10 protein-coding genes are annotated in these 11365 nt (G+C 68.1%); 4 read left to right on the top strand and 6 right to left on the bottom strand.

Features of this window, described 5'->3' with window-relative positions:
• Positions 1–51: 51 nt before the first annotated feature.
• The 4 genes from glnA to ntrC all read left to right on the top strand — a co-directional run bounded on the left by glnA (position 52) and on the right by ntrC (position 4776).
• Positions 52–1467, top strand: a complete 1416-nt coding sequence (gene glnA, locus AAG801_RS11090; protein WP_101491997.1) for a type I glutamate--ammonia ligase — start codon at positions 52–54, stop codon at positions 1465–1467.
• A 146-nt stretch (positions 1468–1613) separates the two neighbouring features.
• Positions 1614–2138, top strand: coding sequence for a hypothetical protein (locus tag AAG801_RS11085; RefSeq protein WP_341888419.1), 525 nt, complete (start codon positions 1614–1616; stop codon positions 2136–2138).
• An 11-nt stretch (positions 2139–2149) separates the two neighbouring features.
• Positions 2150–3229: a nitrogen regulation protein NR(II) gene (gene glnL / locus AAG801_RS11080; RefSeq protein WP_101491999.1), complete on the top strand. Its 1080-nt coding sequence runs from the start codon at positions 2150–2152 to the stop codon at positions 3227–3229.
• Between the two features lie 26 nt (positions 3230–3255).
• Complete coding sequence (gene ntrC, locus AAG801_RS11075) at positions 3256–4776, top strand: nitrogen regulation protein NR(I) (RefSeq protein WP_341888418.1); 1521 nt, start codon at positions 3256–3258, stop codon at positions 4774–4776.
• A gap of 26 nt (positions 4777–4802) precedes the next feature.
• Here ntrC and AAG801_RS11070 read toward each other — a convergent pair whose 3' ends face one another.
• The 6 genes from AAG801_RS11070 to AAG801_RS11045 form a co-directional block, all read right to left on the bottom strand.
• Positions 4803–5333, bottom strand: a complete 531-nt coding sequence (locus AAG801_RS11070; RefSeq protein WP_192195867.1) for a hypothetical protein — start codon at positions 5331–5333, stop codon at positions 4803–4805.
• Positions 5334–5338: 5 nt separating this feature from the next.
• Entirely contained in the window at positions 5339–6124 is a 786-nt protein-coding gene (gene xth, locus AAG801_RS11065; protein ID WP_101492001.1) for an exodeoxyribonuclease III, read from the bottom strand.
• Positions 6125–6348: 224 nt separating this feature from the next.
• Positions 6349–7842, bottom strand: coding sequence for an ABC transporter permease (locus tag AAG801_RS11060; RefSeq protein WP_341888417.1), 1494 nt, complete (start codon positions 7840–7842; stop codon positions 6349–6351).
• A gap of 75 nt (positions 7843–7917) precedes the next feature.
• Entirely contained in the window at positions 7918–8748 is an 831-nt protein-coding gene (locus AAG801_RS11055; RefSeq protein ID WP_341888416.1) for a substrate-binding domain-containing protein, read from the bottom strand.
• A 41-nt stretch (positions 8749–8789) separates the two neighbouring features.
• On the bottom strand, positions 8790–10709 hold the full coding sequence (locus AAG801_RS11050; protein WP_341888415.1) for a molybdopterin biosynthesis protein: 1920 nt from the start codon (positions 10707–10709) through the stop codon (positions 8790–8792).
• The coding region (locus AAG801_RS11045) for a molybdopterin-binding protein (protein WP_341888414.1) at positions 10706–11365 on the bottom strand (660 nt) is incomplete at its 5' end. The genes AAG801_RS11045 and AAG801_RS11050, both read right to left, overlap by 4 nt.

The following is an 11365-nucleotide window of genomic DNA, read 5'->3' as shown; positions in this document are numbered from 1 at the left end:
GCATCCTTCCGTTCCCGTATTCCTAACCACCATCCAACTCAGGAGAAACTGATGGCAAAGACCGTCGCCGATGTACTCAAGCTCGTCAAGGAAAACGAGGTCAAGTTCGTCGACTTGCGCTTCACCGACACCCGCGGCAAAGAGCAGCACGTCACCGTGCCCGTGTCGCATTTCGATGAAGACAAATTCACCTCGGGCCACGCGTTCGACGGTTCGTCCATCGCCGGTTGGAAGGGCATCGAAGCCTCGGACATGCAGCTCATGCCCGACCCGAACACCGCCAACATCGACCCCTTCTTCGAAGAAACGACGCTGATCCTGACCTGCGACGTGATCGATCCGGCCGACGGCAAGGCCTACGAGCGCGACCCGCGCTCGCTCGCCAAGCGCGCCGAGGCGTACATGAAGGCTTCCGGCCTGGGCGATACCGCCTTCTTCGGTCCGGAACCCGAATTCTTCGTGTTCGACGGCGTGCGCTGGAAGAACGACATGTCGGGCTGCTTCGTGAAGATCGATTCCGAAGAAGCTTCGTGGAACACCGACAAGGAATACGAGCACGGCAACAGCGGCCACCGTCCCGCAGTCAAGGGCGGCTACTTCCCCGTGCCCCCGGTCGACAGCCTGCACGACATGCGCTCGGAAATGTGCCTGGTGCTCGAATCGCTGGGCATCCCGGTCGAAGTGCATCACCACGAAGTGGCCAACGCCGGCCAGCTCGAAATCGGCACCAAGTTCAGCACGCTGGTCCAGCGCGCCGACTGGGTCCAGCTGCAGAAGTACGTGATCCACAACGTGGCCCACGCCTACGGCAAGACCGCCACCTTCATGCCCAAGCCCATCGTCGGCGACAACGGCTCGGGCATGCACGTGCACCAGTCGGTCTGGAAGGACGGCAAGAACCTGTTCGCCGGCGACGGCTACGCAGGCCTGTCTGACTTCGCGCTGCACTACATCGGCGGCATCATCAAGCACGCCCGTGCCCTGAACGCCATCACGAACCCCGGCACCAACAGCTACAAGCGCCTGGTGCCCGGCTTCGAAGCCCCGGTGAAGCTGGCCTACTCGGCCAAGAACCGCTCGGCCTCGATCCGCATCCCGTTCGTGGCCAACCCGAAGGGCCGCCGCGTCGAAGCGCGCTTCCCCGATCCGCTGATGAACCCGTACCTGGGCTTTGCCGCGCTGCTGATGGCCGGCCTGGACGGCGTGGAAAACAAGATCCATCCGGGCGAAGCCGCCAGCAAGGACCTGTACCACCTGCCGCCGGAAGAAGACGCGCTGATCCCGACCGTCTGCCACAGCCTGGACCAGGCCCTGGAGCACCTGGACAAGGACCGTGCGTTCCTGACCAAGGGCGGCGTGTTCACCGACTCGTACATCGACGCGTACATCGACCTCAAGATGCAGGAAGTCACGCGCTTCCGCATGGCGACGCACCCCGTCGAATTCGACATGTACTACTCGCTGTAAAAAGTGCAATACCCAGCCCGTCTCGGCGGGCAGGTAAGACAAAAGGACGGCCCCGGCCGTCCTTTTTCCTTGGTGCGGAACATCCCATCGTGAGGGCGCCCGAATTGCATCAAAATGCGCGTTTGTCGCGCCCTCTCCGGATTCAAATGAAGACTGCCTCCCTGATTTTCCTGGCCGCCGCCTCGTTCGCCACCGCCTCGGCGGCGCTCGCGCAAGAGCGCGTCTGGCGTTGCGGCAACGAGTACACCAACAACGCCACCGTGGCCCAGCAAAAGGGCTGCAAGGTCATGGAAGGCGGCAACGTCACCGTCGTGCAGGGCACAAAGCCTTCCGGTGGTGGTGGTGGCAGCGCGTCGTCGGGCTCGGGTTCATCGGCCGCGCGTGCGCCGGCAGGCAGTCCGCGCGTCGAAGGCGTCGACCAGCGTGCGCGCGACGGCGAGGCGCGTTCGGTGCTCGAAACCGAGCTGCGCAAGGCCGAGGCGCGCCAGACCGAGCTCAAGAAGGAATACAACAACGGCGAGCCCGAGAAGCAGGGCAGCGAAGGCCGCAACTACCAGAAGTACCTCGACCGCGTGGCTGAAATGAAGGCCGAACTCGCGCGCAACGAGAGCGACATCGCCGGCATCCGCCGCGAAATCGGCCGCCTGCCCGGCAAGCCGCAAGCGCAGTAAACGGCGTCACCATGGTGTTCGGGAAGAAGGCGACTGGCGCCACTCCGCGCTTTCGCGCCTTCGACCTCTTGTCCACGCTGATCGCGGTGGTCAACAGCGACGGCTCGGTGCTGTTCGCCAACGCAGGCCTCGAAGACGCACTGGGCACCTCGCGGCGCACGCTCGAGGGCTCGCAGTTCGGCGCCTGTTTCCATGAGCCGCAGGTGCTGCGCACCGCGCTCGACGGTGCCAGCAGCAACGACTTCGCCACGCTGCGCTACGAGGCTTTTCTGCGGCGTGTGAACCACGAGCTGATGCCCGTGCAGGTCACGCTGGCGCACGGCGACAAGAAGGGCGAGCTCATCATCGAGATGTCGCCGCTGGAGCAGCAGGTGCGCCAGGACCGCGAAGAGCGCCTCATCGACCAGGCGCAGGCCAACAAGGAACTCATCCGCAACCTCGCGCACGAGATCAAGAACCCGCTGGGCGGCATTCGCGGCGCAGCGCAGCTGCTGCAGATGGAGGTCGAGTCGCGCGACCTCATCGAGTACACCCAGGTCATCATTCACGAGGCCGACCGGCTGCAGACGCTGGTCGACCGGCTCTTGGCGCCGCACCGCCGTCCGCACGTGGTGGGCGACGTGAACATCCACGAGGTGTGCGAGCGCGTGCGCTCGGTCATCCTGGCGGAGTTCTCGCGCGACCTGCACATCGAGCGCGACTTCGACGTCTCCATTCCCGAGTTCCGCGGCGACCGCGAGCAGCTCATCCAGGCCACGCTCAACATCGCGCACAACGCGGCGCAGGCCCTGGCCGAGCGCCGCGCGGCGGGCGATGCGCAGATCACTTTCAAGACCCGCGTGGCCCGACAAGTGATCTTCAACAAGCAGTGGTATCGATTGGCACTGGAATTGCATGTCATCGACAATGGACCGGGTGTGCCGGACACGATCAAGGACCGCATCTTCTATCCGCTCGTTTCGGGCAGGGAAGGCGGAACCGGGCTGGGGTTGACGCTTGCGCAGACTTTTGTGCAGCAGCATCACGGCGTGATCGAGTGCGACAGCGTCCCGGGCCGAACCGATTTCAAGATATTGATTCCGCTGCCCTAGGGCAGCCCCGGCAACAGAGGAGATGCATGAAGCCGATCTGGATAGTTGATGACGACCAATCGATACGCTTCGTGCTCGAGAAGGCCCTGCTGCGCGAAGACATGCCCACGCGCAGCTTCACGAACACACGCGAAGTGCTGGCCGCACTCGAACAGGCCGAGGGTGACGAGCAGCAGGGCCCGCAGGTCCTGGTGAGCGACATCCGCATGCCGGGCGGCTCGGGGCTCGACCTGCTCGACAAGATCAAGGCCAAGCACCCCGGCCTGCCGGTCATCATCATGACGGCCTTCTCCGACCTCGACAGCGCGGTCTCGGCCTTCCAGGGCGGCGCCTTCGAGTACCTGCCCAAGCCCTTCGACCTGCCGCGCGCCGTGGAACTCATCCGCCGCGCTGTCGACGAAAGCCAGCGCGAAGAGGTGTCCGAAGAGCGCATGGTCGCCGCGCCCGAGATGCTCGGGCAGGCGCCCGCGATGCAGGACGTGTTCCGTGCCATCGGCCGGCTGTCGCAGAGCAATGTCACGGTGCTCATCACCGGCGAATCGGGCTCGGGCAAGGAGCTGGTGGCACGCGCGCTGCACAAGCACTCGCCGCGCGCCAACGGCCCCTTCGTGGCGATCAACACCGCCGCCATTCCCAAGGACCTGCTCGAGAGCGAACTCTTCGGCCACGAGCGCGGTGCCTTCACCGGCGCGCAGACCATGCGCCGCGGCCGCTTCGAACAGGCCGAGGGCGGCACGCTGTTCCTCGACGAAATCGGCGACATGCCTTTCGACCTGCAGACGCGCCTGCTGCGCGTGCTCAGCGACGGTCATTTCTACCGCGTGGGCGGCCACAACTCGGTCAAGGCCAACGTGCGCGTCATCGCCGCCACCCACCAGGACTTGGAGCAGCGCGTGAAGCTCGGCGGCTTCCGCGAAGACCTGTTCCACCGCCTCAACGTGATCCGCCTGCGCCTGCCCGCGCTGCGCGAACGCGGCGAAGATGTGCCCGCGCTCACACGCCACTTCCTGCAGCAGAGCGCGCGGCAGTTGGGCGTCGAGCCCAAGCGAATCTCCGACGCCGCGCTCGCCAAGCTCGCGACCTTCGGTTTCCCGGGCAATGTGCGCCAGCTCGAGAACATCTGCCACTGGCTGACCGTGATGGCGCCGGCGCAACTGATCGAGTCGAAGGACCTGCCGCCCGAGGTGATGGCGGTCAGCGGGGCGGACGTGCATGCGGCAGTGGCCGAGGTTGCGGCGCCCGTGCAGGCTGCAGCGCCATTGGCTGTCGAGCGCGACGCTTCGGCGCCGATTGCCGCCGCTCCCGAGGCAGCGTCAGGCACACCGACCGGCCCCAGTGCCTGGGAAAGCGGCCTTGAAGCTGAGGCTCAGGCCCTGCTCGCCGCAGGCCGCACCGACGTGTGGGACGTGCTCACGCGCCGCTTCGAATCGCGGCTGATCCTCACCGCGCTGGCCAACACGCGCGGGCGGCGCATCGAGGCGGCGCAGAAGCTGGGCATCGGGCGCAACACCATCACCCGGAAAATCCAGGAACTCGGTATCGAATGAAAAGGCCCTCCCAGGGCCTTTTTTTATTACCGGCTTCGTTGACCGAGGGTGAGGGAGTCGAGCTGGAAATTGCCGCTCTTGTCCCAGAGCCACGTGTCGACGTAGGTGTGGCCGCCCAGCTTGCCGGGGCTGGGCAAGGGCGAGGTCGCCTTGATCAGGTCCGCGATCATCGGCGGCACTTCGGGCGCATGGCTGGGCACGCGGCTGAAGGTCACATTGGTGATCTTGCCGTTCGCATCGATCTCTGTTTCGACCACGACCACGGCGTACACCAGCGGCGGGATCTTGCCCTTGTAGATGCGGCTGGCGTAGGCCTTGTAGATGTGGCGCGCGCCGGTCTTGCGGTAGGTGCGAATGGCGGGCGTCTGCGCGGTGATGAGCCGCACGGTCGGCACGTCGCGGCTGCCTTCTGTGGCGGTTGCGCCGCCGGGCGATGTGCTGCCCGTGCCGCTTTCCGACCCGCCACCCGGCTTCAAGACCGAGCAGGCGGCCAGCGCGAGCGCCGCAGCGGCGATCGCGGCAGAGCGGGCGAGGCGTGCGGCGATCGGCGTCGTCATGGCCGTCAGGCGCCCGGGCCGAGTTCGAGCACCACGGGGGCGTGGTCGCTCGGCTTTTCCCACTTGCGCGGCACGCGGTCGATGACGCAGCCCTTCACGCGCGGCAGCAGCGGCTCGCTCACGAGGATGTGGTCGATGCGCAGGCCGCGGTTCTTCTGGTAGCCCAGCATGCGGTAGTCCCACCACGAATAGCTCTTTTCGGGCTGCTCGAACATTCGGAAGCTGTCCGTCAGGCCCAGGCCGAGCAGCGCCTTGAAGTGGTCGCGCTCTTCGGTCGTGTGATGGATCGTTTCCTTCAGGCCCACCGGGTCGAAGCTGTCGCGGTCTTCGGGCGTGACGTTGAAGTCGCCCAGCAGCACGAGGTTGGGGTGCGCCGCGAGCTCGCGGGCCACATAGTTGTGCAGTGCGTCGAGCCACTTCATCTTGTAGGCGAACTTCTCGCTGCCCGGCTCCTGGCCGTTCACGAAGTAGCCGTTCAGCACGCGCAGCGGGCCCGAGGGCGTGTCGATGGTGGCGGCGATCACGCGCGACTGCTCGTCGGCGAAGTTCTCGATGTTCTTCACGACGTCGCGCATGGGCGCGAGGCTGAGGATGGCGACGCCGTTGTAGGTCTTCTGGCCGAACACCGCTGCTTCGTAGCCGGCCGACTTCAGCACCTCGAGCGGAAACTTGTCGTCGGTCATCTTGAGCTCTTGCAGGCACAGCACATCGACCGGGTTGGCGATGAGCCAGTCGAGCACATGCTGCAGGCGCGCCGTGAGGGAGTTGACGTTCCAGGTGGCTATTTTCATGAGGGCTCTAGGTTATTTGTGGCGTGGGGGCCGCGTGCTTCGCGGCCGGTCGGCGGTGTGGCTGGGCAGGCGCACGCAGTGGCCGGTGGCCGCTCTGCAGGCCCGGAAGGAATGTCGGCAGTGACACCGCGACAGTGATTTCCATCGCAGCATTTTGCCTCGCTGGAGCGGGAGGCCATGTAAGCGAAAGCGAGGCGCGCAGAACCGCCCAAAGCCCGCCGACGCTAGGGCCGAAGGTGCCATCCCAGTTCCCCCTGCAGGAACTGGGCGGCCTCGGGCGGCAGGTCTTCTGCGTCGAAGAAATTCGCCACGGGCCGCTCGACGACGATGCGTCCCGCATGCAGGTACGCCACGCGCGTGGCCAGGCGCTTGGCCTGCCCGAGGTTGTGGGTGCTCATCACGATCGTCACGCCGCTGTTGGCGACCTCTTCGATGAGGGCCTCGATCTCGTTCTTGGCGCCGGGGTCCAGGCTGGCGGTCGGCTCGTCCAGGAACAGGATGTCCGGCTGCAGCGCCCAGGCGCGTGCCAGGCCGAGGCGCTGCTGCTGTCCGCCCGACAGCGAACGCGCCGATCGCGCCGCATGGTCGAGCAGGCCGACGCGTGCCAGCGCCAGGCCGCAGCGCTCGCTGCGTTCGGCGGCCGGCACGCCCGACAGCCACAGGCCGATCCAGACATTGCGCCACACCGAGAGGCTCAGCAGAAAGGGGCGCTGGAACAGCATGGCCGCGCGCGGAAGGCGGCCCTGGGGCTGCAGCGGCAGGCGCTCGCAGCGGCCTTCGCAAGGCAGCAGGCCATGCAGCAGCCGCAGCAGCGTGGTCTTGCCCGAGCCGTTGGCGCCGACGAGCACGAGCCGGTCGCCCCGGTGCAAGGTCAGCGATGCCTCGTTCAGCGCAATCACCTGGCCGAAGCGCACCGTGACCTTCTCGGCGCGGATCAGCGGCGTCGCTTCGGCGGCCACCCGCGTGCGAGGGGCGGGCGTCCGCGGCGCCGCAAGGGGTTTGGCTGTCGCGGTGGCGCCCAGCGGGCGCGTGGCCAGCCACTGCAACAGCCCGATGGCGCCGTTGACCGCGCCGACCACCGCCAGCAGCACGATGCCCAGCGCCAGGGCCAGCGCGAGATCGCCCTTGCTGGTTTCCAGCGCGATGGTGGTGGTCATCACACGCGTCACGCCGGCGATGTTGCCGCCGACGATCATCACGGCGCCGACCTCGGCGATGGCGCGCGTAAACGCCGTGAGCAGCACGGTGGCCACGCCCATCCGGTCGTGCACCAGCATCAACAGCGACGTGGTGAGCGGCCCGGCGCCCAGCGAGCGAAGTTGGTCGCCGCCATCGGCCAGCGCCGCCATCACGAGCCGGCGCGACAGCGCGGCGATCAGCGGCGTGACGAGCACGCTCTGCGCCACCACCATCGCCGACGGCGTGAACAAGATGCCCAGCTGGCCCAGCGGCCCCGAGCGCGAGAGCAGCAGGTACACCAGCAGGCCCACCACCACGGCGGGCAGGGCGAGCAGCGTGTTCACCAGCCACACGGCCAGCGCATGACCGGGGAAGCGCGCCACCGCCAGCCAGGCGCCCAGCAGCAGGCCGAACACCGCACCGATCACGCAGGCCGTCGCGCTCACCTGCAGCGAGAGCGCGGTGATGCGCACGAGTTCGGGGTCGGCGGCGGCGATGAGTCGCCAGGCCAGCGCCCAGCCTTCGGTCATGGTGTTCATCGAAGGACGGCTTTCATCGCACTCGCGCGGCCGTGCTCATCGGGCGGCCCCCGCCGTCATCGACCGGACGGCCGCTCACTGGCTCGCGTTCGGGAAGAAGAGCTGCTCGCCGCCGATCTTGTACGAGGCAATGGCGGCCTGCCCGTCGCGCGACACCACCCAGTCGGAGAAACCTTGCGCCAGGTCTTTCTTCACGTGCGGATGCTTGGCCGGGTTCACGACGATCACGCCGTACTGATTGAACAGTTGCTTGTCGCCCTCGACCACGATGCCCAGGTCGGCGCGGTTCTTGAAGTTGAGCCAGGTGCCGCGGTCGGACAGCACATAGGCATTGGTCGACGCCGCGATGTTGAGCGCCTGCCCCATGCCGCAGCCGCATTCCTTGTAGCCGGCAGGCTTGGCGGCGGCGAGGTCGATGCCGGCGAGCTTCCACTGGCGCAGCTCGGCCGAGTGGGTGCCGCTCTTGTCGCCGCGCGAGACGAAGGCCGTGCCCGTGCTGCCCAGGCGCTTGAGCGCCACCGCGATGTCCTTGCCGCGCACGCCGGCCGGGTCGGCCTTCGGCCCGATCAGCACGAAGTCGTTGTACATGACCGCCTGGCGCGCGAGGCCGAAGCCTTCGGCGACGAACTTCTCTTCGGCGGGCTGGTCGTGCACGAACAGCGCATCGGCGTCGCCGCGGCGCGCCATGTCCAGCGCCTGGCCCGTGCCCACGGCCACCACGCGCACCTCGGTGCCCGTCGCTTTGGTGAACTGCGGCAGCAGGTGCTTGAACAGGCCCGACTGTTCCGTCGAGGTGGTCGACGCCAGCACGATGAACTTGTCCTGCGCCTGCGCCATCGGCGCGAGCAACGTGCCGGCGAGCGCACCAGCGAGGGCGAGAAGGGTGAAGCGTCTGCGCGAAGCCATCGGGAAGGTCCTTTGGAGAGTGGAAAAAGGCGGTCCTGGTCTCAAGCTGCAGGATCGACGCGAAAGCCCAACCGGCCCAGCGCCTCGCGCGCCGCCGCCGACTGCAGCAACGCAACGAAGGCCTGCACAGGCGCGCGCGCCAGCCGCGCCTTGGGCACGACGAAGTCGTAGCGTTCTTCCTGCACCGGAATGAAGCCCAGCCCGTACTGCCGTGCGACCGTGTCGATGGCCAGGCCCCAGTCGGCACGCGCTTGCGCCACGGCCACCGCCACCGCGTTGTGCGACTTGGTCTGCACGCCGTAGCCGGACGGCTTCGTGCCGGCGAGCAGGCGGTCGATGAGGATGCGCGTGCCGCTGCCCGCGTTGCGGTTGACCATGGTGCAGCCGGGCTGCGTGGTCGCGGCGGTGATGGCCGTGGCGGCATCGAGCCCGTCGAAGCGCGCGTCGCCCGGGCGGTAGACGATGCCCTGCATGCGGCCATAGCCCGGCACCAGCTCGAGCGCCGGCGTGAGCAGCGGCAGGTTGTAGACGCCCGTGGCCGGGTCCATCAGGTGGATGCCCGCCACGTCGCATTCGCCGCGCTTTGCGGCCATCAGCCCGCCCGTGCTGCCCACGTTCATGGCCTTGATGCGCAGGCCCTGGCGCATCAGTTCGCCGGCCAGCCAGTCCAGGCCCACGCAATGGCTGCCGATGAAGATCAGGTCGGCGGCGTCCAGCCCCTGGCCCAGCCGCTGCACCTGCACGGGCGCGCCGGCATCGAGGATCTCGGTGTGCTGGCCGATGGTGATGAAGCCGTCCGCGCTGCTGAACGTGGTGACCGAGCCCGAGCCCTTGCCCATCGGGTAGGCGGCCATGCCGTCGTCGGTGGGCACGAGGCCCACCAGCAAATACTCGGTGCGCCCGCGCTCGGAGTTCACGCGCAGGGGCAGCGTGGCCGCCACGTGCTCGCGCCGCTCGGGCGGCTGGCCCGCAAAGGCGCGGATCACGGGCGCGAGGAACTCATGGAAGGTGAAGACCGCCGAGGTCGGAAAGCCCGGCAGGATCACGACCGGCTTGCCGCCCGTGACCGCCAGGCACACCGGCTTGCCGGGCTTGAGCGCCACGCCGTGCGCCACGACGCCCGGGTCGCCGAGGGCCGCGACCACGCGGTACGACAGGTCGCCTTCGCCCTTGGATGTGCCGCCCGAGAAGACCACGGCATCGCATTCGAGCCCGCGTGCGAGCGCAGCCGACAGCAGGGCCTCGTCGTCCGGAATCACGCCCAGCCGCACGGGCTCTCCGCCCAGTTCCTCGACCGCCGCGCCGATGATGGCGGCGTTGGAGTCGTACACGGCGCCCGTGGGCAGCGGCGCACCGGGCGCGACGATCTCGTTGCCCGTGGAGAAGATGGCGACGCGCGGCTTGCGGTACACGCTGACCTCGGCCAGTCCCAGTGCCGCGAGCACGCCGATCTCGCGTGAGCTCAGCGGCTGGCCGGCGCGCAGCACGGTTTCGCCGCGTGCGATGTCGGTGCCGGCGTAGCTGACGTTCTCGCCCGCCGTGGCGGCGCGGCGAACCTGCACGTCGCCGTGGTCGAGGTCGGTGTGCTCCACCATCACCACCGCATCGGCGCCGCGCGGCAGCATGCCGCCGGTGGCAATCGCGGTCGCGTGGCCGGGTGTCACTTCGCGCTGCGGCACGATGCCGGGCGCGAGCGTCTCGCCCACGAGGGCCAGCGCGCGCACCTGTTCTTCCATCGCGCCCCAGGTGTCGGCGGCCTGCACGGCAAAGCCGTCGACGTTGGATCGGTCGAAGCCGGGCACGTCGATGGCGGCGACCACGTCTTCGGCCAGCACACGGCCCAGCACCGCGTGCAGGAGAAGCGTCTCGCGGCCCAGCGGCGCGAGGGTCAGGTGTTCGCGGAAGCGGCGCTCGGCCTCGTCCCGCGTGACGACATCAAGAAATTGCGATTGGGCTTTCACAGGCACTCGTACAGATGAACAGTGACGTCGGTCCCGGGCCCGAAACCTTCGCTTTCGGCGGGGGCGATCACGAAGCCGTCGGCCCGCGTGGTCGAGCTCAGCACCGACGCACCCGAGAGCGCAAGCGGCTCCACCCCGTCGCTACCGATCTTCACGCGCACGTAGTCGACGCGCCCGACCTGCGAGACGATCTTGCGCGCCACGGTGGCGCGCGTGCGCGGGTAGGGCCAGTCGGCGGGCCGGCCGCCGAGCAGGCGGATCGCACGCCCAGCAAAGAAGTCGTAGGCGCACAGGCAGGACACGGGGTTGCCCGGCAGCAGGAAGACCAGCGTGTCGCCGATGCGCCCCATGCCGGCCGGGCTGGAGGGCCGCATCGCGATGCCGTGGATCGCAAGCTCGCCCAGTTCCGCTAGAAGGCGCGGCGCGTGGTCCTCGGCACCCACGCTGGAGCCGCCGGAGATGAGCACCACGTCGGCACCCGGCGCCGCGAGCGCCTGCGCGATGACCTGTGGGTCGTCGCCCAACCTCTGGTGCGACTCGAGCACGCCGCCGTCGCGCGCGACCAGGCCGCGCAGGGTCACGGAGTTGGCGTCGTAGATTTCGAAGGGCCCTTTGGGCGTGCCGGGCGCCCGCACTTCGTTGCCCGTGACGAGCAG

The sequence above is a fragment of the Variovorax sp. YR752 genome (genome assembly GCF_943372545.1).
Note: the sequence above shows the minus strand (reverse complement) of the source record. Positions and strands in the feature narration are given on the sequence as shown.

Excerpts from the sequence above, each read along its gene's own strand:
- glnL (WP_101491999.1), top strand. The coding sequence starts at position 2,150 with ATGGTGTTCGGGAAGAAGGCGACTGGCGCCACTCCGCGCTTTCGCGCC.
- AAG801_RS11060 (WP_341888417.1), bottom strand. The coding sequence starts at position 7,842 with ATGAACACCATGACCGAAGGCTGGGCGCTGGCCTGGCGACTCATCGCC.
- AAG801_RS11070 (WP_192195867.1), bottom strand. The coding sequence starts at position 5,333 with ATGACGACGCCGATCGCCGCACGCCTCGCCCGCTCTGCCGCGATCGCC.
- glnA (WP_101491997.1), top strand. The coding sequence starts at position 52 with ATGGCAAAGACCGTCGCCGATGTACTCAAGCTCGTCAAGGAAAACGAG.
- xth (WP_101492001.1), bottom strand. The coding sequence starts at position 6,124 with ATGAAAATAGCCACCTGGAACGTCAACTCCCTCACGGCGCGCCTGCAG.
- ntrC (WP_341888418.1), top strand. The coding sequence starts at position 3,256 with ATGAAGCCGATCTGGATAGTTGATGACGACCAATCGATACGCTTCGTG.
- AAG801_RS11085 (WP_341888419.1), top strand. The coding sequence starts at position 1,614 with ATGAAGACTGCCTCCCTGATTTTCCTGGCCGCCGCCTCGTTCGCCACC.
- AAG801_RS11055 (WP_341888416.1), bottom strand. The coding sequence starts at position 8,748 with ATGGCTTCGCGCAGACGCTTCACCCTTCTCGCCCTCGCTGGTGCGCTC.